20 protein-coding genes are annotated in these 22,464 nt (G+C 60.0%); 13 read left to right on the top strand and 7 right to left on the bottom strand.

Features of this window, described 5'->3' with window-relative positions; genetic code table 11:
• Positions 1–11: 11 nt before the first annotated feature.
• The gene (gene mrcB, locus AC3WK5_RS06645; protein ID WP_103320101.1) at positions 12–2,336 is read right to left on the bottom strand and encodes a penicillin-binding protein 1B; all 2,325 of its coding nucleotides are present in this window, start codon (positions 2,334–2,336) and stop codon (positions 12–14) included.
• Between the two features lie 117 nt (positions 2,337–2,453).
• On the opposite strand from mrcB, the gene AC3WK5_RS06640 reads away from it, so the two are divergent.
• From AC3WK5_RS06640 to AC3WK5_RS06630, 3 genes are all read left to right on the top strand, one after another.
• Positions 2,454–4,010 carry a bifunctional aminoglycoside phosphotransferase/ATP-binding protein gene (locus tag AC3WK5_RS06640; RefSeq protein WP_103320103.1) on the top strand — a complete coding sequence of 519 codons (1,557 nt, stop codon included), beginning with the start codon at positions 2,454–2,456 and terminating at the stop codon, positions 4,008–4,010.
• Between the two features lie 90 nt (positions 4,011–4,100).
• On the top strand, positions 4,101–4,445 hold the full coding sequence (locus AC3WK5_RS06635) for a pentapeptide repeat-containing protein (RefSeq protein WP_103320105.1): 345 nt from the start codon (positions 4,101–4,103) through the stop codon (positions 4,443–4,445).
• Positions 4,446–4,659: 214 nt separating this feature from the next.
• A complete protein-coding gene (locus AC3WK5_RS06630; protein WP_019691679.1) occupies positions 4,660–4,932 on the top strand; it encodes a TfoX/Sxy family protein in 273 nt (90 codons plus the stop codon).
• Positions 4,933–5,187: 255 nt separating this feature from the next.
• On the opposite strand, the gene AC3WK5_RS06625 is transcribed toward AC3WK5_RS06630, so the two are convergent.
• The 4 genes from AC3WK5_RS06625 to AC3WK5_RS06610 are packed head-to-tail and all read right to left on the bottom strand — an operon-like array spanning position 5,188 to position 8,737.
• Positions 5,188–6,039: a ChaN family lipoprotein gene (locus AC3WK5_RS06625; protein ID WP_103320107.1), complete on the bottom strand. Its 852-nt coding sequence runs from the start codon at positions 6,037–6,039 to the stop codon at positions 5,188–5,190.
• A gap of 9 nt (positions 6,040–6,048) precedes the next feature.
• Positions 6,049–6,816 (bottom strand): heme ABC transporter ATP-binding protein, encoded by a 768-nt coding sequence (locus AC3WK5_RS06620; protein ID WP_103320109.1) that lies wholly within the window; start codon positions 6,814–6,816, stop codon positions 6,049–6,051.
• Positions 6,816–7,799: a FecCD family ABC transporter permease gene (locus AC3WK5_RS06615; RefSeq protein ID WP_177474912.1), complete on the bottom strand. Its 984-nt coding sequence runs from the start codon at positions 7,797–7,799 to the stop codon at positions 6,816–6,818. The genes AC3WK5_RS06620 and AC3WK5_RS06615 overlap by 1 nt, the downstream gene beginning before the upstream one ends.
• 50 nt (positions 7,800–7,849) lie before the next feature.
• Positions 7,850–8,737, bottom strand: a complete 888-nt coding sequence (locus AC3WK5_RS06610) for a heme/hemin ABC transporter substrate-binding protein (RefSeq protein WP_103320113.1) — start codon at positions 8,735–8,737, stop codon at positions 7,850–7,852.
• A 185-nt stretch (positions 8,738–8,922) separates the two neighbouring features.
• Between AC3WK5_RS06610 and AC3WK5_RS06605 the strand changes: the two genes are divergently transcribed.
• A complete protein-coding gene (locus tag AC3WK5_RS06605) occupies positions 8,923–9,240 on the top strand; it encodes a Rieske (2Fe-2S) protein (RefSeq protein ID WP_103320114.1) in 318 nt (105 codons plus the stop codon).
• Here AC3WK5_RS06605 and sfsA read toward each other — a convergent pair.
• The gene (gene sfsA / locus AC3WK5_RS06600) at positions 9,237–9,950 is read right to left on the bottom strand and encodes a DNA/RNA nuclease SfsA (protein WP_103320116.1); all 714 of its coding nucleotides are present in this window, start codon (positions 9,948–9,950) and stop codon (positions 9,237–9,239) included. The two genes, AC3WK5_RS06605 and sfsA, sit on opposite strands and share 4 nt — an antisense overlap.
• Positions 9,950–11,122 (bottom strand): pyridoxal phosphate-dependent aminotransferase, encoded by a 1,173-nt coding sequence (locus AC3WK5_RS06595; RefSeq protein WP_103320118.1) that lies wholly within the window; start codon positions 11,120–11,122, stop codon positions 9,950–9,952. The genes sfsA and AC3WK5_RS06595 overlap by 1 nt, the downstream gene beginning before the upstream one ends.
• A 331-nt stretch (positions 11,123–11,453) precedes the next feature.
• Here AC3WK5_RS06595 and dksA point away from each other — a divergent pair, with 331 nt between their 5' ends.
• The 9 genes from dksA to panC all read left to right on the top strand — a co-directional run bounded on the left by dksA (position 11,454) and on the right by panC (position 22,318).
• The gene (dksA, locus tag AC3WK5_RS06590; RefSeq protein WP_054595563.1) at positions 11,454–11,900 is read left to right on the top strand and encodes an RNA polymerase-binding protein DksA; all 447 of its coding nucleotides are present in this window, start codon (positions 11,454–11,456) and stop codon (positions 11,898–11,900) included.
• 150 nt (positions 11,901–12,050) lie between these two features.
• On the top strand, positions 12,051–12,947 hold the full coding sequence (gene gluQRS / locus AC3WK5_RS06585) for a tRNA glutamyl-Q(34) synthetase GluQRS (RefSeq protein WP_103320119.1): 897 nt from the start codon (positions 12,051–12,053) through the stop codon (positions 12,945–12,947).
• A 77-nt stretch (positions 12,948–13,024) separates the two neighbouring features.
• Positions 13,025–13,201 carry a hypothetical protein gene (locus AC3WK5_RS06580; RefSeq protein ID WP_003176118.1) on the top strand — a complete coding sequence of 59 codons (177 nt, stop codon included), beginning with the start codon at positions 13,025–13,027 and terminating at the stop codon, positions 13,199–13,201.
• Complete coding sequence (locus tag AC3WK5_RS06575; protein ID WP_162491270.1) at positions 13,185–16,139, top strand: sensor histidine kinase; 2,955 nt, start codon at positions 13,185–13,187, stop codon at positions 16,137–16,139. The genes AC3WK5_RS06580 and AC3WK5_RS06575 overlap by 17 nt, the downstream gene beginning before the upstream one ends.
• Positions 16,140–16,161: 22 nt before the next feature.
• Complete coding sequence (locus AC3WK5_RS06570) at positions 16,162–17,595, top strand: sigma-54-dependent transcriptional regulator (protein WP_054595560.1); 1,434 nt, start codon at positions 16,162–16,164, stop codon at positions 17,593–17,595.
• A gap of 859 nt (positions 17,596–18,454) precedes the next feature.
• Positions 18,455–19,858 carry a polynucleotide adenylyltransferase PcnB gene (locus tag AC3WK5_RS06565; RefSeq protein WP_103320123.1) on the top strand — a complete coding sequence of 468 codons (1,404 nt, stop codon included), beginning with the start codon at positions 18,455–18,457 and terminating at the stop codon, positions 19,856–19,858.
• A 4-nt stretch (positions 19,859–19,862) separates the two neighbouring features.
• On the top strand, positions 19,863–20,348 hold the full coding sequence (gene folK, locus AC3WK5_RS06560; RefSeq protein ID WP_103320124.1) for a 2-amino-4-hydroxy-6-hydroxymethyldihydropteridine diphosphokinase: 486 nt from the start codon (positions 19,863–19,865) through the stop codon (positions 20,346–20,348).
• 312 nt (positions 20,349–20,660) lie between these two features.
• The gene (panB, locus tag AC3WK5_RS06555) at positions 20,661–21,461 is read left to right on the top strand and encodes a 3-methyl-2-oxobutanoate hydroxymethyltransferase (RefSeq protein WP_103320162.1); all 801 of its coding nucleotides are present in this window, start codon (positions 20,661–20,663) and stop codon (positions 21,459–21,461) included.
• On the top strand, positions 21,458–22,318 hold the full coding sequence (gene panC / locus AC3WK5_RS06550) for a pantoate--beta-alanine ligase (RefSeq protein ID WP_054595556.1): 861 nt from the start codon (positions 21,458–21,460) through the stop codon (positions 22,316–22,318). Before panB ends, panC begins: the two co-directional genes overlap by 4 nt.
• Positions 22,319–22,464: the final 146 nt, after the last annotated feature.

Genomic DNA, 22,464 nt, shown 5'->3' with positions numbered 1-22,464 from the left:
TCCCTCTTTGCTTAATTCATCCAGCCCTTGACCCAATCCATCACCGATTCGCCTGACGCGGGGCCTGAACCACCGCACGCAGCGCCAGGAGGCGGTTCGCTGCCGCGAATATACGGCATCTGCACCGCGCCTGGGCAGCTGGCTTCAGAACCCTGCCCGGTGCGCGAATCGACCCAGGCTTGAACGATATTATCCGGCTGCGGCATATCCAGCGGCAACGGGTCGGCCTTGCGCATGAAACTGGTCCAGACTTGCAGCGCGCCCGTGGCACCGGTGAACGGCGTCTTGCCGTTGTCATCGCGCCCCAGCCAGACCACTGCCAGCAGATCCTGGCTGAAACCGGCGAACCAGCTGTCTCGCGAGTCGTTACTGGTACCGGTTTTACCCGCCAGCGTCAGCGTCTTGGGCAGCACGTTGTAAACCGAGCTACCGGTACCTTCACGCATCACGCGCTGCATGGCGCTCTGGATCAGGTAGATAGAAGCCGGATCGAAACGCTGCTGAATCTGGAACGGATAACGCTTGAGCGGCTGACCTTCGGCGGTCAGTACGCTGCGAATCCCGCGCATCGGCGTGTTGAAACCACCGTTGGCCAGCGTCTGGTACATGGTTGCCACTTCAATCGGCGTCATGCCACCCGCTCCCAGCAACATCGACGGGAAGGCCGGAAACTCGCGAGTGATGCCCAGACGCCCAAGGGTTTTCAGGACGTTCGGCACACCGACTTCCAAGCCCAGACGCGCAGTCGACAGGTTGTAGGAGTGTGCCAGCCCCTGGTACAGGAAAACCGTACCGTGGGAGCGACGATCATAGTTCTGCGGTTTCCAGACCTGACCATCTGCGCCTTTGACCGAGAAGGACTCATCAGACAGCCAACTGGTCAAGGTGTACTGGCTCGGCTTTTCAAGCGCGGTCAGGTATACCGCCGGCTTGATCAGGGAACCGATTGGCCGCACGGCATCCAGCGCCCGGTTGAAGCCGGCGAAGCTGGCCTGGCGACTACCGATCATCGCCTGGACTTCACCGGTTTCAGGATTGGTCACGACCATCGCCGCTTCAACGTCATCCGAACCTTTGCGACCGGCAAGGCGCTTGAAGGTATCGTTGACCGAGGCTTCGGCCTTCATCTGCAGGATCGGATCGAAACTGGTGAAGATCCGCAGACCTTCTTCGGTCAAGTCTTCGTCGCGGTAGTCTTCGCGCAGCTGACGCTTGACCAGATCGAGGAAGCCCGGGAACGAACTGTCGGCCAGACTGCCGCGCTTGGTCACACCCAGCGGCATTTTCTTCGCCGCAGCGACTTGCTCGGCAGTAGCGACACCTTGCTGTTCCAGCAGATCGAGTACCAGATTGCGTCGCTCAAGCGCGCGCTCCGGATAGCGACGCGGGTTGTAATAGGACGGCCCTTTGACCATACCTACCAGCAACGCGACTTGATGCAACTTGAGTTCGGACAGCGGCTGGCTGAAGAAGAACTGACTGGCCAGACCAAAACCGTGCACGGCGCGCTGACCGTCCTGACCGATGAACACTTCATTGAGGTAAGCCTCAAGAATGTCCGGCTTTTTGTAGTGCAACTCAAGCAGCATCGCCATCATCGCTTCGGTCAGCTTACGGCTCAGGCTGCGCTCGTTGGTCAGGTAGAAGTTCTTGACCAGTTGCTGCGTCAACGTACTACCGCCCTGACGCATTTGCCCGGCCGACGTGTTGACCCAAACAGCCCGCATGATCGATTTTGGCGACACACCGAAGTGGTGATAGAAGTCACGGTCTTCCACCGCCACCAGCGTATCGAGCAGATACGGTGGCACTTGATCGATCTTGATCAGGATGCGGTCTTCGAGGTTTTTCGGGTAAAGGCCACCGATCAACAGCGGCTCGAGGCGCACCACCGACAGTTTTGAACCGTTGGTCGACGACAGCTCGGCGACGTAATCGCCCGAGAAGCGCACACGTACCGGTTGAGCCTGCTCCAGGCCCTCATAGAACTGGAACCCACGGGTGTTCAAATCGACGGTATTGCCGTTGACCGATGCCGCGCCAGGTCCATTGGCCACACTTTCGCGGCGATAACCCAAGGCATCGAGCTCGGTGAGAAAGTCATCCTTGCTCAGTTTCTGTCCGACGAACAGTTCGAGCGGGCGCGCATAAACCTTGGCCGGAATGGTCCAGCGCTTGCCGGAGAACTTCTCCTGGACCACGGCATCAAGGTAAACCGCGAAGCCTGCCAGCACTACGAGGCCGACCAGACTGAGCTTGAGCGCCCAGCCTAACCAGGGGCGCAGGCCGCTAGAAGGAGGTTTTTTAGGGGTACGAGGGGATCGGGTACGAGTCATGGCGGCGGATTATACGCACTTTATTCCCGATCAACATGAGCCCAGCGAGGTTTGCGTTAACCCGGCTAGCCGCCATAATGTTGCCCTTGAATTTTTCCAGACTCTGAAGGATCACCTGTGAGCCAGTCCTTGATCGCTGCCCTGCAAAACCCGGCCCTCTACCCGCATCCTGTAGAGGGATTCCAGGTCATCGAGACGCACATCTCATGGGTGCTGCTCACTGGCCCCTATGCTTATAAAGTGAAGAAGCCGGTCAATTTCGGCTTCCTCGATTTCACCAGTCTCGAGTCACGCGAACATTTCTGCAGCGAAGAACTGCGCCTTAACCAGCGTCTGACCAACGATTTGTACCTTGAAGTGCTGCCGATCACCGGCAGCATTGAAGCGCCGCAATTGGGCGGCACCGGTCCAGTGCTCGATTACGCGCTGAAAATGCGCCAGTTCCCGCAATGCCAGTTGCTCAGTAACCTGCAGGCCAATGGCGAACTGACGACTGCGCACATCGACGAGATGGCCACGCAGATCGCCCGGTTCCACCTGAGCACCCCGAAGGTTCCGGCAGCTCATGAAGCCGGTACGCCTGAAAGCGTCATGGCACCGGTGCGGCAGAACTTCGAACAAATCCGCCCGTTCCTCAGCGAAAAAGCCGACCTGCTGCAACTCGACGCCCTGCAAGCCTGGGCCGAAAGCAGTTTCGAACGCCTGAAACCACTGCTGGTACAACGTAAGGCCGAAGGTTTCATCCGCGAATGCCACGGTGATATCCATTTGGGCAACGTCACCGTGATCGACGGCAACGTGGTGATTTTCGACTGCATCGAATTCAACGAGCCGTTCCGCTTCACCGACGTCTATGCCGACACCGGTTTCCTGGCGATGGACCTTGAAGACCGTGGCCTGAAAAGCCTGGCTCGGCGCTTCATGAGCCAATACCTGGAGCTGACCGGCGACTATCAGGGCCTTGAACTGCTGAACTTCTATAAAGCCTACCGCGCACTGGTTCGCGCCAAGGTCGCCCTGTTCAGCATGCCCGCCGAGGCCGATCCGGTGCAGCGCGCCACCACCCTGCGCCAGTACCGCAACTACGCCAACCTGGCGGAAAGTTACAGCACCATTCCATCGCGCTTCATGGCGATCACCCACGGTGTTTCTGCCGTAGGTAAAAGCCACGTAGCCATGCGCCTGGTAGAAGCACTGGGCGCGATTCGCCTGCGCTCCGACGTCGAGCGCAAGCGCCTGTTCGGCGAACAGCACGTACCGAACGACCTGCAAGCCGGTATCTACAGCGCCGACGCCAGTGCCAGCACCTATTCCCGCCTGCATGAAATCGCTGGCGTGATTCTGCGCGCCGGTTTCCCGGTGGTCATTGACGCGACTTACCTCAAGCGTGAACAACGCGATAACGCGGCAAAAATCGCCGAAGCGACCGGCGCGCCATTCCTGATCCTCGATTGCAACGCACCACAAGCCGTGATCGAGAGCTGGCTCGCACAGCGTCAGGCAGACAAAAACGATCCATCTGACGCCAATCTGGCTGTTATCGCAGCTCAACAAGCCAGCCGTGAGCCGCTGACTCCGGCAGAGATTCTCTGCAGCAAACGCGTTCAGACCAATGAAAGCGGGACCCTCGACACCGTGGTCGCGCAGATTCGCCAGCGTCTGCCGGGGCTGTAAGAAACTAAATTCAGGCGCGAAGCCCTAACCGGCTTCACGCCTGCAAAATAGTGGCACTATAATGGCGTCATAAAACCAACAGGTGACACCATGAGCCAGCCGAAAATTCTCGACACCCCGCTATATGCCCTGCTGCACAAAGACGACATCGAAGGCTTCAATCGCGAAAGGCCCAAGTCCGGGCCTATCGATATGGTGGGCGGCGACTTTCGTGGCCTCGACCTGCGCGAGCTGAACGCCGAAGGTATTGATTTCAGCGATGCCTATTTCCGCTCTGCCGACCTGCGCGGCATTGATTTTCGTGATGCTTCCCTCGAAGGCGCGAGCCTGGCCCACGCACAAATCTCCGGCGCTTACTTTCCCTCCGAGCTGAGCGCTGACGAAATTCTCATGTCGATGAATTTCGGCACTCGTCTGCGCTACCGCACCCGCTAACACCTGCCGTCACCTGAAGTCCGGCGCCCCCGCTACGCGCCGGACTGCTCCCAAGTCCTTTCCTGCCGCCGCTACCGCCCTTTCCAGAACTATCTGGTAGAACGCCTTAGAAGCTTTTGCGTTCAAACTGACCAAACAACCACGCTTTTCCTACTGACCGCTACACTCCTGTGAGGCTTGCCCACGCACTCTTCGGCTGTCGCAAGGAGGCTTGATGAATGATGAACTGCAACACCTGAAAAACCTTGGCAAGACATCGGCGCAATGGCTGCATGCCGTGGGCATCCACAGCGCCTCGGACTTGCGCCGCCTGGGCGCGGTAGATGCTTATCGTGCGGTACGCACTCGCGGGTTTCGCGCCTCGAAGGTGTTGTTGTATGCGATTGAGGGGGCGCTGATGGATGTGCACTGGAACGATATCCCCGCCGATCGCAAGGAAGCACTCAATAAACAGCTTGAAGCCATTTCGTCACGTCACAAGGTCTAAAGCCCAGCATTTACAGGCGATCCAAACAAGTGTTTAGCAAAAGAGCATAGAACTCGGAAAACAGCGATTGACTTAGAAATGAGAATCGTTATGATTATCGCAACTGATCGCGAGATCAGCTGATCTTCTGAAAGACCATTGGTTCGGACTCTCAGATTATCTCCTCATCAGGCTAATCACGGTTATTTGACCCGGCTCTTGCCGGGTCTTTTTTTGCCTGTCGAAAAGTGCTTCGCGAGATATGCCGACTGCTTGTTACTGACGCATTTGCGCGCAATAGTCCTGCACGGGTCGGACGGCCGTGTACCAGACGTAATCCGCCGATGCCGACGAGACCACAGCTCCCTTCTCCGCCAGCATCACCACCACGGGCGCCGAATGCTCACCAAGATCCTGCACATGCAGCGGTACGCCAATGTCCAGCCGTGCGTGATAAGCGCCAGCAAACAACAATGCCGGCGCGGGCGCTGCCAGCAGTTGTTCGGCCATTTGCCGATCACGTTGTTGCTGAACCGCCAGCATGGCCGGCATCCGGCTTTCGGGTAACAACCCGCAATGAGACTCACGGATTTGCGCCAGCAGCTCATTCCTGACCGCTGGCGCATTCGACCGGGTTCCGCTTACAGCCGGTGCTTGCTTGTACATACGCCGAACGTCAGTCGAGTCCAGATTCGCCGCCAATAACGGATAGGGCTGAGCCAGGGCAAAGCGCACAATCGGCCCATACAGATTCCAGTCCCAACCCGATTGCCAGGCCAACGCCGCCGGCAAATCGGCGGGCCAGCGAGCGGTGTCCAACGCATGGATTTCATCGACACGTGCCTGCTGGTCCGGCGTCAGCATTTCCAGCAGCACGCTGCCCTGAGTCCGGCGCTGGGACAGTGCCTGCAATAACCACAGCTGTGCGTGATGATGATCAGGATTGTCATGCAGCTCGCCAACGATCAGCCGTGGCGCCCCGGCCAACCGCTCGACCAGCGCTTGCGCGCTCAGACGCTGACCGCTATGCAGATCGCGAATCACCCCAGCCGGTTGATCCACGGCACTGGGTGCCATGTTTTGGCATGACACCAGTAACAACAGCGCCAGAATCAATATCCCACGCATGAGCTCACCTCAACGGGCGATGATCAGTGGATGCCCGCGCTCCGGGTGCGGCTGCACCAACACATCCAGCCCGAACACGGCTTTGAGCGGCTCCGGCCGCAGCACCTGCTGCGGTGTGTCCAATGCATGCGGACGGCCACTTTCGAGCAACAGAATGCGATCACAGTAACGCGCCGCCAGATTCAGGTCATGCAGAATCACCAGCACCGCCGCTCCGCGATCAGCAAATTCACGAATCGCCTGCAAGGTGGTGTGCTGATGCAGCGGATCGAGCATCGACGTCGGCTCGTCGAGCAGAAAGGTTTGCCCAGCCTCCCCCGGCCAAAGCTGCGCCAGCACCCGCGCCAGGTGCACACGCTGGCGCTCACCGCCGGACAGGGCGAGGTAACTGCGACCACTCAAATGCCCGACATCGGCGGCCTGCAAGGCAGCGGCGACAATCTCGTCATCGCGCACCCGGCCTGTTTGATGCGGTAAACGGCCCATGCCGACCACTTCCTCGACGCGGAACGCAAAATCCAGGGTCGAGGTCTGAGGCAATACCGCCAGGCGTTGCGCCCGTTGTGCACCATCCCATTGGCTTAGCTCGCGCTGATCGAGCCAGACACGACCATGATCAGGACGTAACTCGCCGCATAACGCGCCGAGCAAGGTACTTTTGCCCGCGCCGTTGGGGCCCAGCACTCCGAGGACTTCGCCCGGCTTGAGCTCAAGATCGATATCGGCCAGGACGATTTTCTTGCCGCGGCAGATCTGCAGGTTTTCCACTCGCAGCATCAGGCGCGACCTCGTAGCAGCAAATATAGAAAGAACGGTGCGCCGATAAACGCCGTAACGATGCCAATCGGCAATTCAGCCGGGGCCAACGCCAAGCGCGCCACCAGATCGGCAAACAACAACAGGCTGGCGCCTGCCAGGACTGAGGCCGGCAATAACACGCGATGATCGGGTCCCGCCAACAGTCGCACCAGATGTGGCACCACCAGCCCGACAAAACCGATCATCCCTGCCGCCGCAACAGCGGCACCGACGCCCAGCGCGGTGCAGAACACCAGCTCGCGCTTGAGCCCTTCGACGTTGATCCCCAAATGACTGGCCTCGGACTCACCGAGCAACAACGCATTCAACGCCTTGGCCCGGCGCGGCAACCACAGCGCTACCGCGGCGCTCACCAGCAACAATGGCCAGAGTCGCGCATAGCTGGCGCCATTCAGGCTGCCCAGGTTCCAGAAGGTCAGCGTACGCAAGGTCGCGTCGTCCGCCAGATAGGTGAACAAACCCACCGCCGAACTGGCCAGCGCCGTCAGGGCGATGCCTGCCAGCAACATGGTTGCCACGTTGGTCTGGCCGTTACGCCGACCAAGACGGTAAACCAGCGCCGTCACCCCGAGCCCACCCAGAAATGCACACAGCGATAACAGGTAAGGACCGATCGCCTCAGGCAAACCGCCAAACAGCGCGCCGCCAACAATCGCAATCGCCGCGCCCAAGGCTGCACCACTGGAAACGCCGACCAACCCCGGATCGGCCAGCGGATTGCGGAACAAACCCTGCATCGCCACGCCAGACAACGCCAGCACCCCGCCCACCGCCAGACCGAGCAAAGTACGCGGCAAGCGAATCTGCCCGAGGATCAGTTCAGCCTGCTCCAATCCCTCGGCAGGAACCGGCAGACCGATCATCCGCATTGCGGCGCGCAACGTATCGAGCAGCGGCAAGCTGACCGGGCCCAGGGCCAATGACAACCAGATCGCCAACAAACACAGCAAGCTCAGCCCGATGAACAACGAACGAGGTTTGACCAGAGTACTCATGGGGCGATGGTTGCCTTGGCCGATTCAGCGGGATAGAACCCGGCGGACAGCTTTACCAGGCTTTCCGGCAAGCGCGGCCCCAAGCCGCCAACCAACAGCGTCGGGTCCAGCTCGAACACCCGTCCGGCCTTGGCCGCCGGCGTCGACGCAAGAATCGGGTTTTCCTTGAACAACGCGGCACGCGCGGCGTTACCGGTCAGCGCCCGGTCGGCAAACACCAGCACGTCTGGCGTCAGACCCGCGAGGGACTCAACGGAAAAAGGCTTGTAACCGGTATGGGTCGCCAGGTTATGCCCACCCGCCTGTTGCAACAGCCAATCGGCTGCGGTGTCCTTACCGGCGATCAGCGGCTTGCCGCCAGCGTGCCCCAGCAACAGCAACACGCCCGGCGCTTTTTGTTTGGCCTGAGCCTGGCTGACCCAGGCTTTCTGCTGCTCAAGTTGCTGTTGATAACTCTGGAACAACGCCGTGGCCTGCGGCTCGCTACCGAGCAATTTACCCAGGTGCTGCAAGTTGCCTTGCAGGGTTGGCAAGTCGGGTTGTGCAGAGAACAACTCAACCTGCACCCCGGCACCGCGAATCTGCGACAACACCGGCGGTGGGCCCATTTCTTCGGTCCCAATGAGAAGCTGCGGACGCAAACTCAGGATGCCCTCTGCCGACAATTGCCGCTGATAACCGATACTCGGCAAGGCCTTGAGCGATTCGGGATGCTGGCTGGTGCTGTCGACGCCGACCAGTTTCGACTCGCCACCCAACGCACTCACCCACTCCGACAAAGCCCCGCCGGCACTGACCCAGCGTTGCGGCAATTCGGTCGCTTGAGCCCCATGATTGACCAAAAGTCCGACACAGAGCGCAATAGCGCTGGTACTCAGGCGCATAACAGGGTTTCCTTTGTGGAGTTTTCCCGCAGGATCAAGGCGTCGTCAGCTACGCAGCCGCCACGGGCGAAACACCCATTTGATAATTGTTTGCATTTGCACGTCAAGCGCAGACACATTTGCTAACCAGTGAGCGCGCACGCATCACCGCCAGAGGCCAGAGCCTTTGGCACTTGAGGATAGTCATGAAGTTTCTTTGCTCCAGCGCCGAGCTGGTCGATGCCAGCAGCCGTGGTTTCGAGATCGACGGCCAGAAGTTGTTTGCCGTGCGCCGTGAAGGCCGGGTCTACGTGTACGAAAATCGCTGCCCGCATCGCGGTGTCGGCCTGGAATGGCAGCCGGACCAGTTTCTCGACCCCAGCGCCAGCCTGATCCAGTGCGCCACTCACGGTGCATTGTTTCTGATCGAAAGCGGTGAATGCGTGGCCGGGCCCTGTGCCGGGCAGTCCCTCAGTGCCCTGGCATGCTGCGAAGACAGCCAGGGCATCTGGGTTCAACTTTAGGCGTCGAGCAACACCTCCAGTCGACGGTCAACACGTACCTCGTGCGAGGTCAGGCTCACACCGTACGCCAACACTTCAACCCCGGCCGCTTTCGCCTCACGCAAAGCGGCCGCGTAACCCGGATCGATCTCCTCGGCCGGTCGCACCGAGTCAATGCCGGTCAGATTGACGCAATACAACTGCACCGCACGAATACCGTCCCGCGCCAGGCACGCCAGCTCGCGCAAGTGCTTGGCACCGCGCTGAGTCACCGCGTCCGGAAATGCCGCGACCGCTGAGCCGTCGAAGCCCAACGTGACGCTTTTAACTTCGACGAAGGCCGGGCCGTTCGGGTAATCAAGGCGGAAATCGATGCGGCTGTTTTCCTGGCCATACGGCACTTCACGCTTGAGTCCGGTAAAGCCATTGAGCTCGCTGATCAAACCGCCACGCAGCGCCTCTTCAATCAAGGTATTGGCCCGCGCGGTATTTACGCAGGCCAGCCGCCCTTGCGGGGTTTCACTGATCTCCCAGGTGCCGGGCAACTTGCGTTTCGGATCATTGGAGCGGCTGAACCAGACCTGCCCGCCTTCGACCATGCAGTTGAACATCGAGCCGGTGTTGGGGCAGTGGATGGTCAGCAACTCGCCGCCAACGGTTTCGATATCGGCGAGAAAACGCTTGTAACGACGAATCAGCCGACCTTCTTCCAGAGGAGGATTGAAATGCATCAGCCTTGCCAACTCCGCAGGCCACGGGCAATCCGCTGAACCGCTTCCTGCAAACGCGGCAGGCTCTGGGTGTAGGCGAACCGCACGTGATGACCGGCCTGATACCGACCAAAATCCAGGCCCGGGGTGAAGGCAACGTGTTCGGTTTCCAGAAAATGCCGGCAGAAGGCAAACGCATCACCGCCAAAGGCACTGATGTCGGCATACAGATAGAAGGCGCCTTCCGGCTCCACAGCGATCCCGAAACCCAACTCGCGCAAGGCTGGCAACAGGAAGTCACGTCGGCGCCCGAACTCGGCCCGGCGCTCTTCGAGAATGCTGATGGTGTCCGGCTCGAAGCAGGCCAGCGCTGCGTGCTGGGCCATGCTCGGCGCGCTGATGTAAAGGTTCTGCGCAAGTTTTTCCAACTCGCCGACCGCAGCCTCCGGAGCGACCAGCCAACCAAGGCGCCAGCCGGTCATGCCGAAATACTTGGAGAAACTGTTCAGCACAAAAGCGCTGTCATCGACTTCCAGCACACTGGCAGCGTCGGTGCCGTAGGTCAGGCCGTGATAGATCTCGTCCACCACCAAATGGCCGTGGCGCTGTTTGATGGCGGCAGACAGCCCGGCCAGCTCATCGCGGGTCAGGATAGTCCCGGTCGGGTTGGCCGGTGAAGCGACCAGTGCGCCAACGCTGTCGTGGTCCCAGTAACGCTCGACCAGGCCTGGCGTCAGCTGATAGCGCACGTCCGGGCCGACCGGCACCAGTTGCGCCGCACCTTCCACCAGCCGCAGGAAATGCCGGTTGCACGGGTAACCCGGGTCGGCCAGCAGCCAGTGTTTACCGGGATCGACCAGCAAGGCGCTGGCCAGCAGTAACGCGCCAGAACCGCCCGGTGTGATCAGGATGCGCTGTGGGTCGATGTTCAACCCGTAACGTTGCTCGTAGAAGCCCGAAATGGCTTCTCGCAGCTCTGGAATGCCACGAGCCGCGGTGTAACGGGTTTTCCCCGCCGTCAGCGCCGCCTGGCCGGCCTTGATGATCGGCTCGGCGGTGGTGAAATCCGGTTCGCCGATTTCCAGGTGAATCACGTCGTGCCCGGCCGCTTGTAATTCATTGGCGCGCGCCAGCAATGCCATGACATGGAAAGGTTCGATAGCGCGGCTGCGCGCACTGTAGGGCTGAGCCATTAGCCTTCCTTCATCGGGGAAAAGAATTGATTCTACCCAAGCCCGGGAACGAGCGAGAACCTAAAGCAGTCACAACCGGAAGTTCACCCGTAAAAGAGCTGATACATAAGCCTCAGGATTGACTAAAATCAATATCTGATCAGGCCTCCAGACCCGCCAGACAAGGCTTTGCAAACATTTGCAAGCCTTACGGACCGCAGCCTCGACATCCGGGAGTAGCGCGCTCCGATTTGATCTGGTAAGTTCGCCCGCTTGCAGCCGCAGGGCCGGCAGGTGTCGGTGATGGAGCAATCCTGCGCAATGGATTACAAGAGTAGAGGCGGTCCATTTCATGCCCACCCAAGCAAAGCAGCAAAGCACTGAGCCAAAGATCAGCGGCTTCGAACCCTATATTGAAAGCAAGGGCGAGGAGTACATGGGCGAGCCCATGCGCAAACACTTCACCAAGATCCTGCAGAAATGGAAACAGGACTTGATGCAGGAAGTCGACCGCACTGTTGATCACATGAAGGACGAAGCGGCGAACTTCCCCGACCCGGCCGACCGTGCCAGTCAGGAAGAAGAGTTCAGCCTCGAACTGCGTGCCCGCGACCGCGAGCGCAAGCTGATCAAGAAAATCGACAAGACCCTGCAACTGATCGAAGACGAAGAATACGGCTGGTGCGAGTCTTGCGGCGTCGAGATCGGCGTCAAACGCCTGGAAGCACGCCCTACCGCTGACATGTGCGTCGACTGCAAGACCCTTGCAGAGATCAAGGAAAAGCAAGTCGGCAAGTAAGTGGCCGCTTGAACGAAGAACGGAGCGTGCGAACGCTCCGTTTTTGTTTCTGGTGCATCAACATCTGTAGGAGCAAAGCTTGCTCCTACAGAGTGCGATGGCGATATCAAGCCGTGCTCCTACAGAACCAGACAACGTAACATCGTGCCCATGACTGCCATCAAATCCCCCGCCTACATCGGGCGCTTCGCCCCCACCCCCAGCGGGCACCTGCACTTCGGCTCGCTGGTCGCGGCACTGGCCTCGTACCTTGACGCCCGCTCGGTTGGCGGCCGCTGGCTGTTGCGCATGGAAGACCTTGACCCGCCTCGAGAGGAGCCCGGCGCCCAAGCGGCGATCCTCAAGGCACTGGAAAGCTACGGTTTCGAATGGGACGGCGAAATGGTCCGCCAGAGCGACCGTCACGACGCCTACGCGCAGGTGTTGAATCAACTGTTCAACCATGGCCTGGCCTACGCCTGCACCTGCTCGCGGAAAAAACTGGCGCCTTATCACGGGATTTATCCAGGTCTGTGCCGCAACGCCGGTCATGCCAGCGAAGACGCCGCAATCCGCTTGCGCGTCCCGGAACTGGAATATCACTTCACCGACCACGTGCAAGGCGAATACCGCCAGCACCTGGGCCGTGAGGTCGGCGACTTCGTCATCCGTCGACGCGACGGGCTCTACGCTTATCAACTGGCAGTGGTGCTCGACGACGCCTGGCAAGGCATCACCGATATTGTCCGCGGTGCCGACTTGCTCGATTCCACCCCGCGCCAGCTGTACCTGCAAGAACTGCTCGGCCTGCCCCAACTGCGCTATCTGCACCTGCCGCTGATTACCCAGCCGGACGGCAACAAGCTCGGCAAGTCCTACCGCTCGCCGCCGTTGACCGAGGATCAGGCCACGCCCCTGTTGCTGCGCGCCCTACGCGCACTGGGACAAAAACCTGACCACGAACTCGATAACGCCAGCCCCAGGGAAGTGCTGAACTGGGGCATCAGGCACTGGGATGCGGCGTTAATCCCGCGCACACTGACACTGCCCGAAGCGCAATTACGCTGACTAAGCTTGCAGGTTGGCGCCCATCCGTTACCATCGCCGCACGTTTTCGGGCACGCGCACAATAAAGAGAGGCCGGGATGTACATCTATCGCTTGGTCCTGCTCCTGGTAGTGGGGATCTATCTGTTCTCCCCAGCCATCATGGACTGGTGGATCGACGCCACTGGCGCCTGGTATCGCCCGTATCTGCTGTGGCTGATTCTGATCGTCGTGACCTTCATCCTGCAGAGCCAAAAAGATGCCGATGAGCTTTAGCCTGACCCAGATGATCCTGATCAGTGCCGCCTACCTGGCAGTGCTGTTTGGTGTTGCCTGGATCAGTGAACGCGGAATGATCCCGCGAGCGATCATTCGCCACCCGCTGACCTACACCTTGTCATTGGGTGTCTACGCCAGCGCCTGGGCGTTTTATGGCACGGTTGGTTTGGCATATCAGTACGGCTACGGCTTTCTGTCCAGCTATCTAGGTGTATCCGGAGCGTTTCTGCTGGCGCCGGTGTTGCTGTACCCGATTCTGAAGATCACCCGCACCTATCAGCTGTCGTCTCTGGCCGACCTGTTTGCGTTTCGTTTCCGCAGCACCTGGGCCGGCGCGCTGACCACCATTTTCATGCTGATCGGCGTGCTGCCGTTGCTTGCATTGCAGATTCAGGCGGTCGCCGACTCGATTGGCATCCTCACCCGTGAGCCGGTGCAGCATCGGGTCGCCCTGAGTTTTTGTGCGCTGATCACCCTGTTCACGATCTTCTTCGGCTCGCGGCATATAGCGACCCGGGAGAAACACGAAGGCCTGGTGTTCGCGATTGCCTTTGAATCGGTGATCAAGCTGATCGCCATTGGCGGCGTTGGCCTCTACGCCTTGTACGGCGTGTTCGACGGCCCGCAACAACTGGAAGTCTGGTTGCTGCAAAACCAGACCGCCCTCGCCGCCCTGCACACGCCGCTGCAAGAAGGCCCATGGCGCACGCTGCTGCTGGTGTTCTTCGCCTCGGCGATCGTGATGCCGCACATGTACCACATGACCTTCACCGAAAACCTCAACCCGCGCTCGCTGGTCAGTGCGAGTTGGGGCTTGCCGCTGTTTCTCCTGCTGATGAGCCTGGCCGTACCGCTGATTCTCTGGGCCGGCCTCAAACTTGGCGCCACCACCAACCCGGAATACTTCACCCTCGGCGTCGGCATCGCCGCCAACAGCAAGGCTCTGGCACTGCTGGCCTACGTCGGTGGTTTGTCAGCTGCCAGCGGTCTGATCATCGTCACCACCCTGGCGCTGTCCGGGATGGCCCTGAACCACCTGGTGCTGCCGCTGTATCAGCCGCCTGCCGAAGGCAACATCTACCGTTGGCTGAAATGGACCCGCCGCGCCTTGATCGTCGCGATCATCATGGCCGGTTATGGTTTCTATCTGCTGCTGGGCGCCGAGCAGGACCTGGCCAACCTGGGCATCGTCGCATTCGTTGCCACCCTGCAGTTTTTGCCCGGCGTACTGTCCGTCCTGTATTGGCCGACCGCCAACCGTCGCGGCTTCATCGCCGGTTTGCTGGCGGGGATTCTGGTCTGGCTGGTGACCATGCTGTTGCCGCTGGTCGGCAACCTGCAGGGCTTCTATATCCCATTGCTGAACATGATCTACGTGCTCGACGACACCAGTTGGCACATGGCGGCGATTGCGTCGCTGGCGGCCAACGTGCTGATGTTCACGCTGATCTCGCTGTTCACCAACGCCAGTACCGAAGAAGCCAGCGCCGCCGAAGCCTGTGCCGTAGACAACGTGCGTCGCCCGCAACGCCGCGAACTGCACGCCGCGTCACCCCAGGAGTTCGCCACCCAACTGGCCAAACCGTTGGGCGCCAAAGCCGCGCAGAAAGAAGTCGAACAGGCCCTGCGCGACCTTTATCTGCCGTTCGACGAGCGTCGCCCGTACGCCTTGCGCCGACTGCGTGACCGAATCGAAGCCAACCTCTCCGGCCTGATGGGCCCGAGCGTTGCGCAAGACATGGTCGAAACCTTCCTGCCGTACAAGGCTGGTGGTGAAAACTACGTCACCGAAGACATTCACTTCATCGAAAGCCGCCTCGAGGACTATCACTCGCGCCTCACCGGCCTGGCCGCCGAACTCGATGCCCTGCGCCGCTATCACCGCCAGACCTTGCAAGAGTTGCCGATGGGTGTTTGCTCGCTGGCCAAGGATCAGGAAATCCTCATGTGGAACAAGGCCATGGAGGAGTTGACCGGGATCGCCGCGCAACGCGTGGTCGGTTCACGCCTGGGCACCCTCGGCGAGCCGTGGAAAGAACTGCTGCAAGGTTTCATCAATCTTCCCGACGAGCATTTGCACAAACAGCACCTGGCCCTGGACGGCCAGACGCGCTGGTTGAACCTGCACAAAGCGGCGATCGACGAACCGCTCGCGCCCGGTAACAGCGGTCTGGTATTGCTGGTCGAAGACCTGACTGAAACCCAGATGCTCGAAGACAAACTGGTGCACTCCGAACGTTTGGCGAGTATCGGGCGACTGGCGGCCGGCGTGGCCCACGAAATTGGCAACCCGATCACCGGCATCGCGTGTCTGGCGCAGAACCTGCGCGAAGAGCGTGAAGAAGACAGCGAACTGAAGGAAATCAGCGGGCAAATCCTCGAACAGACCAAACGCGTGTCACGCATCGTTCAGTCGCTGATGAGCTTCGCCCACGCCGGCAGCCACCAGCACAATGACGAACCGGTCTGTCTGGCCGAGGTGGCCCAGGATGCCATTGGTCTGCTCGCGCTGAACCGTCGCAACTTCGAAGTGCAGTTCTTCAACCTGTGCGATCCCGAGCATTGGGTCGATGGCGATCCGCAGCGGCTCGCCCAGGTATTGATCAACCTGCTGTCCAACGCCCGCGACGCATCGCCGGCCGGCAGTGCGGTTCGAGTAAAAAGTGAAGCCAACGAACACACGATCGACCTGATCGTGGAAGACGAAGGCAGTGGTATCCCGTCGAGCATCATGGACCGATTGTTCGAACCCTTCTTCACCACCAAGGATCCTGGCGAAGGCACCGGTCTGGGCCTTGCACTGGTCTATTCCATCGTTGAAGAGCATTATGGACAAATCACCATCGACAGCCCGGCTGACACACAAAGCCAACGCGGCACCCGTATCCGGGTGACCTTACCGCGTCATGTCGAAGCGACGTCCGCTGTGAACTGAGACCGTCGAGAGTATCGAATCAATGCCGCACATTTTGATCGTCGAAGACGAAACAATTATCCGCTCCGCCTTGCGCCGCCTGCTGGAACGTAACCAGTACCAGGTCAGCGAAGCCGGTTCAGTGCAGGAAGCACAAGAACGCTTCAGCATTCCCACGTTCGACCTGATTGTCAGTGACCTGCGCCTGCCTGGCGCACCGGGCACCGAGCTGATCAAGCTGGGCCAGGGCAAGCCGGTGCTGATCATGACGAGCTACGCCAGCCTGCGCTCGGCAGTCGACTCAATGAAGATGGGCGCGGTGGACTACATCGCCAAGCCTTTCGACCATGACGAGATGCTCCAGGCCGTCGCACGCATCCTGCGTGACCGGCAATCGGCGCAAAGCTCCGTGGGCGAACCTGCGGTCGGCAAAGCCAGCGGCTCGGCGAAGTCCGCTGTCGATAACAGCAATGGCGAAATCGGCATCATCGGCTCGTGCCCACCGATGCAGGATCTGTACGGCAAAATCCGTAAAGTGGCTCCCACCGATTCCAATGTATTGATTCAGGGCGAATCAGGCACCGGTAAAGAGCTGGTCGCCCGCGCCCTGCACAACCTGTCCAAACGCGCCAAGGCGCCGATGATTTCGGTGAACTGCGCAGCCATCCCGGAAAGCCTGATCGAGTCCGAGCTGTTCGGCCACGAGAAAGGCGCGTTTACCGGCGCCAGCGCCGGGCGCGCGGGCCTGGTTGAAGCCGCCGACGGCGGCACCTTGTTCCTTGATGAAATCGGCGAACTGCCACTTGAAGCCCAGGCGCGCCTGCTGCGCGTGCTGCAAGAAGGTGAAATCCGCCGCGTGGGCTCGGTGCAATCGCAGAAGGTCGACGTACGCCTGATCGCTGCGACTCACCGTGACCTGAAGAGCCTGGCCAAGATCGGCCAGTTCCGTGAAGACCTGTATTACCGTCTCCACGTTATCGCCCTGAAACTGCCGGCCCTGCGTGAGCGTGGCGCGGACGTCAACGAAATCGCCAATGCTTTCCTCGCCCGCCAGAGCGCGCGCGTGAATCGCACCGACCTGAAATTCGCTCCGGACGCCGAACAAGCCATTCGTCATTACTCCTGGCCGGGCAACGTGCGTGAACTGGAAAACGCTGTCGAGCGTGCCGTCATCCTGTGTGAGAGCCCGGAGATTTCTGCCGAGTTGCTGGGCATCGACATCGAGCTCAGCGATCTTGAAGATGACGAGTTCATCGGCCTGGCACCGCAACAGGGCAGCACCGGCAACACCAGCCACGAGCCCACCGAAGACCTGTCACTGGAAGACTACTTCCAGCACTTCGTCCTCGAACACCAGGATCACATGACCGAAACCGAATTGGCTCGCAAACTCGGCGTCAGCCGCAAATGCCTGTGGGAGCGTCGTCAGCGTCTGGGTATCCCACGACGCAAGACCGGCGCGACCAGCGAAAGCTGAACGTCACCTGTCGAGTGTGCGAGTAACACATGACCGTGTGAAAAAACTGTTACCGCAGCTTTTTCTCGTAACAGAAGCCGGGGCTTACGGTAACGAAGCCCCGGTTTTTTTTGGCCCTGAAAAAGGCGACCCAGGCACCTAACCCCTTGTTTTACTGGCCCCCGCAAAAGTTGGCACGGCACCTGCTATATGTTTGGTACAAGAACAATAACAAGCAATGCACAAGACAATAAAAATAAGACGAATCGACTCACGCACAACAAAAACAAGACGGCGAGAGGCGTAGCTAACTGATTCTTTTGGAGAGGCGTTGTATTTGGGGCTTGCCCCGCAACCAGGCCGAGAACAACAAAAACTGCCCTAAGGCAGAGCCTGAACTGGTTGGATCGCACAGATCATTGCAGCACAGCGACCAAAGCAATCCGTTTGCTCTTGGCTCCCGATTGGGAGGGTCATGAAGGAAACCTTCATGACAAGGGCGCGACACAAAAACAAGAAGCCCGAAACCAAAAATAAAAATAGAGCATGCAACTACTTCTTGGGGAGCTTCGGCTCCCCTTGTAGTTTCTGGCGTTTGGCCCTTGTAGCTTGTAGCAGCTGCCGAGCCCGCGAGGCTGCGTTCGGTGCGGGCCGCGTTCGGACGCAGCCGTCGTAGAATCTGAGATTGCGGTCTGTCAGGCAGTATGAGGTGTATGCATTTACGACGGCTCCGCCGCCGAACGCTGCCTCGCATAGCTCGACAGCTGCTACGCAGATCAGCGCAGCTTCCTACACCATCCCCCGACTAAATGCTAGAATCCCGGCCCATCATGCGGTCATTCTTCGTTTTGGCCGAACATTCCTTCAAACAGTGCATCCCATGCTGAAGAAGCTGTTCCAGTCATTCCGTTCTCCCTTGCGTCGTACGCAACACATTCGCAGCACGCCTGAAGTGCTCAACAGCAGCCAACACTCGCTGCAACGGGCTCAGTTCAGCCGTTATGCGGTGAACATCGTCGAACGCCTGCAGAGCGCCGGCTACCAGGCTTACCTGGTCGGTGGCTGTGTGCGCGACATGCTGCTCAACATCACACCCAAGGATTTCGACGTCGCCACCAGCGCCACACCGGAACAGGTTCGCGCCGAGTTTCGTAATGCGCGGATCATCGGGCGCCGATTCAAACTGGTGCACATCCATTTTGGTCGCGAAATCATTGAAGTCGCGACCTTCCGCGCCAATCACCCGCAAAACGACGAAGAGGAAGACAGCAACCAGTCCTCGCGTAACGAAAGCGGGCGCATTCTGCGCGACAACGTTTACGGCACGCTGGAGGAAGACGCGCAACGCCGTGACTTCACCATCAACGCCCTGTATTACGATCCGGTCAGCGAGCGCATTCTCGACTACGCCAACGGCGTACACGACATCCGCAATCACCTGATCCGCCTGATCGGCGACCCGACCCAGCGTTACCAGGAAGACCCGGTGCGGATGCTCCGTGCGGTGCGTTTCGCCGCCAAGCTGGACTTCGGCATCGAGAAACACAGCGCCTTGCCAATCCGCGGCCTGGCACCGATGCTGCGCGAGATCCCGTCGGCGCGCTTGTTCGAAGAAGTGTTGAAGCTGTTCCTTTCGGGTCATGCCGCGGACACCTTCGAGATGCTGGTCGATCTGCAATTGTTCGACCCACTGTTCCCGGCCAGCGCCGAAGCCCTGGAACACAACCCGACCTACACTCACACCCTGATCAGCGAAGCGCTGATCAACACCGACCTGCGGATCAAGCAGAACAAGCCGGTGACGCCAGCGTTCCTGTTCGCCGCCCTGCTCTGGCCAGCCTTGCCGGCCCGCGTACTGCGCTTGCAGGATCGTGGCATGCCGCCGATTCCGGCCATGCAGGAAGCTGCTCACGAACTGATCAGCGAGCAATGCCAGCGGATCGCGATTCCAAAGCGCTTCACCATGCCGATCCGCGAGATCTGGGACATGCAGGAGCGCCTGCCACGCCGCAGCGGCAAACGTGCCGACCTGTTGCTGGACAACCCGCGATTCCGTGCCGGTTACGACTTCCTGCTACTGCGTGAAAGCGCTGGCGAACAGACCAATGGCCTGGGCGAATGGTGGACGGACTATCAGGACGGCAACGAAAGCGAACGCCGCGACATGATCCGCGACCTCAGCGGCAAGGACGACGGTGCCAGCGGTGCGCCGCGTAAACGTCGCCGCAGCGGTGGCGCCAAGCGCAAACGTGCCGCTGGCGTACCGAGTGCGTCGGGCGAGTAAATCGATGGAACGCATTTACATTGGCATGGGCAGCAACCTCGCCGCCCCCGCGGAACAATTGCGCAGCGCCGTCGAAGCGCTCGCGCAGTTACCCCAGACAGCGCTGGTGGGAGTTTCGTCCTTCTATCAAAGCGACTCCCTGTTGCCGGGCCAGCCGCGTTATACCAACGCGGTGGCCGCGCTCGACAGCACGCTGACGCCGCTTGAGCTGCTCGATGCGCTGCAAGCCATCGAAATCGACCAGGGTCGCGAGCGTCATGAACGCTGGGGCCCGCGCACGCTGGATCTGGATATCCTGCTGTTCGGCGATCGACTGATCGACGAGCCCCGCCTCAAAGTCCCCCATTACCACATGCAGGCCCGAGCCTTTGTGCTGTACCCGCTGGCCGAGCTGGCGCCCGCTGATCTGCAATTGGCGGACGGCCGTTACCTGCGTGAGCTGCTCGCTGCATGTCCGTTCGTCGGACTGGAACGCCTCCCGCCGATTTGATACGCGGAACTATGTGGGAGCGGGCTTGCTCGCGAAGCTGACGACGCGATGCATCTGATGTACCGCGTCATCGTTCTTCGCGAGCAAGCCCGCTCCCACAGGTAACACCAACGGCGTAACATTGCGGTAACACATCCAATTGACTTCCCGAGTTCTCCTCACGACTATAGGCGTCCCGCTGCCGGCAACCCGGCACTACAGGGCGCAATCCAGGCTTTTAAAGCACGACACAAGACCGTGCGCCTGAGTAAATGAAGAATCACGCGCGTTACCCGCAGTAGTTTTCCAAGCGCCTGAATGAGGATTTCTTACATGCCAGCTATCACCTTGACCACATTGCAGAGCCTCAAGCAAAAGGGTGAAAAAATCACCATGCTGACCTGCTACGACGCTACCTTCGCCCACGCTTGCAATGAGGCGGGTGTTGAAGTGTTGCTGGTGGGCGACTCCCTTGGCATGGTGTTGCAAGGACACGACAGCACCCTGCCGGTGACCACCGCCGAAATGGCTTACCACGTCGCCGCGGTCAAGCGTGGCAACACCGATGCCTTGATCCTCGCGGACCTGCCGTTCATGGCCTACGCCACCATCGAACAAACGATGACCAACAGTGCCCAGTTGATGCAGGCCGGTGCACACATGGTCAAGGTCGAAGGCGCGCTGTGGCTGGCCGAGTCGATTCGTCTGCTGGCCGAACGCGGTATTCCGGTGTGCGCGCACATGGGGCTGACGCCACAGTCGGTGAACATTCTCGGCGGCTATAAAGTTCAGGGCCGCAATGAAAACCAGGCCCGGCAGATGCGTGCCGACGCGATTGCCCTGGAACAGGCCGGCGCGGCGATGCTGTTGCTCGAATGTGTACCGAGCGAGCTGGCCCACGAAATCACTCAAGCGGTGAAGATTCCGGTGATCGGCATCGGCGCCGGTAATGCCACCGACGGTCAGGTGCTGGTATTGCACGACATGCTCGGCCTGTCCCTCAGCGGCCGCGCGCCGAAGTTCGTGAAGAACTTCATGGCCGGCCAAGACAGCATTCACGCTGCCCTGAGCGCTTACGTCGCTGAAGTCAAAGCCGCAACCTTCCCTGGCGCCGAACACGGATTCTCTGCATGAACACTGTCAAAACCGTACGCGAACTACGTGCCGCCGTCGCCCGCGCTCGCGGCGAAGGCAAACGTATCGGCTTCGTACCGACCATGGGCAACCTGCACAGCGGTCACGTCGCACTGGTCACCAAAGCCGCCCAACGAGCGGACTTTGTAGTCGCGAGCATTTTCGTCAACCCGCTGCAATTTGGCGCAGGCGAAGACCTCGACAAGTATCCGCGGACCTTGGCCGCCGACCAGGAGAAACTGCTGCAAGCCGGCTGTCACCTGCTGTTCGCCCCAACCGTCGAGGAAATGTACCCGGACGGCATGGCCGGCCAGACCCGCGTCAGCGTTCCACTGCTGTCTGAAGGCCTGTGTGGCGCCAGCCGCCCCGGGCATTTCGAAGGCGTGGCGACGGTGGTCAGCAAGTTGTTCAACATGGTTCAGCCCGACCTCGCGGTCTTCGGTCAGAAAGACTTCCAGCAACTGGCGGTGATTCGCGCGCTGGTGCATGACCTGAACATGCCGATCCAGATCATTGGCGAACCCACCGTAAGAGCCGCCGACGGTCTGGCGCTGTCCTCACGCAATGGTTTCCTCAGTGAAGAACAGCGGGCCGTCGCGCCAATTGTGTATCGCACGCTGAGCGATATCGCCGAAGCCATCAAACAGGGCGAACGCGATTACCCGGCGCTCCTGGCCCGGAAGATCGAGCAGCTCCAGGCCGCCGGGTTGCGTCCTGACTACCTGGAAATCCGCCACGCACTGACCCTGCGCCCAGCGACCGTGGATGACCGTGACCTGGTGATCCTGGTGGCCGCTTTCCTGGGCACGACCCGGTTGATCGACAACCTGCACCTGAACCTCGACGCTCCGGTTTAAAGGGCAAGATCAAAAGATCGCAGCCGGCGGCAGCAACTACAGAATTATACGATTCCGTGTAGGAGCTGCCGCAGGCTGCGATCTTTTGCGGTGTATTGCCGGCCTCAAAAGCTTCGGGCAAACTGCCCGCCGTTCGGATCTGACCA

The organism is Pseudomonas sp. FW306-02-D09B (assembly GCF_058782685.1).
Note: the sequence above shows the minus strand (reverse complement) of the source record. Positions and strands in the feature narration are given on the sequence as shown.

Coding starts and splice junctions, on each gene's coding strand:
- sfsA (WP_103320116.1), bottom strand. CDS start 9,950: ATGCATTTCAATCCTCCTCTGGAAGAAGGTCGGCTGATTCGTCGTTAC.
- dksA (WP_054595563.1), top strand. CDS start 11,454: ATGCCCACCCAAGCAAAGCAGCAAAGCACTGAGCCAAAGATCAGCGGC.
- AC3WK5_RS06635 (WP_103320105.1), top strand. CDS start 4,101: ATGAGCCAGCCGAAAATTCTCGACACCCCGCTATATGCCCTGCTGCAC.
- AC3WK5_RS06630 (WP_019691679.1), top strand. CDS start 4,660: ATGAATGATGAACTGCAACACCTGAAAAACCTTGGCAAGACATCGGCG.
- AC3WK5_RS06610 (WP_103320113.1), bottom strand. CDS start 8,737: ATGCGCCTGAGTACCAGCGCTATTGCGCTCTGTGTCGGACTTTTGGTC.
- mrcB (WP_103320101.1), bottom strand. CDS start 2,336: ATGACTCGTACCCGATCCCCTCGTACCCCTAAAAAACCTCCTTCTAGC.
- panC (WP_054595556.1), top strand. CDS start 21,458: ATGAACACTGTCAAAACCGTACGCGAACTACGTGCCGCCGTCGCCCGC.
- AC3WK5_RS06565 (WP_103320123.1), top strand. CDS start 18,455: ATGCTGAAGAAGCTGTTCCAGTCATTCCGTTCTCCCTTGCGTCGTACG.
- folK (WP_103320124.1), top strand. CDS start 19,863: ATGGAACGCATTTACATTGGCATGGGCAGCAACCTCGCCGCCCCCGCG.
- AC3WK5_RS06620 (WP_103320109.1), bottom strand. CDS start 6,816: ATGCTGCGAGTGGAAAACCTGCAGATCTGCCGCGGCAAGAAAATCGTC.
- AC3WK5_RS06575 (WP_162491270.1), top strand. CDS start 13,185: ATGCCGATGAGCTTTAGCCTGACCCAGATGATCCTGATCAGTGCCGCC.
- AC3WK5_RS06595 (WP_103320118.1), bottom strand. CDS start 11,122: ATGGCTCAGCCCTACAGTGCGCGCAGCCGCGCTATCGAACCTTTCCAT.
- panB (WP_103320162.1), top strand. CDS start 20,661: ATGCCAGCTATCACCTTGACCACATTGCAGAGCCTCAAGCAAAAGGGT.
- AC3WK5_RS06570 (WP_054595560.1), top strand. CDS start 16,162: ATGCCGCACATTTTGATCGTCGAAGACGAAACAATTATCCGCTCCGCC.
- AC3WK5_RS06580 (WP_003176118.1), top strand. CDS start 13,025: ATGTACATCTATCGCTTGGTCCTGCTCCTGGTAGTGGGGATCTATCTG.
- AC3WK5_RS06605 (WP_103320114.1), top strand. CDS start 8,923: ATGAAGTTTCTTTGCTCCAGCGCCGAGCTGGTCGATGCCAGCAGCCGT.
- gluQRS (WP_103320119.1), top strand. CDS start 12,051: ATGACTGCCATCAAATCCCCCGCCTACATCGGGCGCTTCGCCCCCACC.
- AC3WK5_RS06625 (WP_103320107.1), bottom strand. CDS start 6,039: ATGCGTGGGATATTGATTCTGGCGCTGTTGTTACTGGTGTCATGCCAA.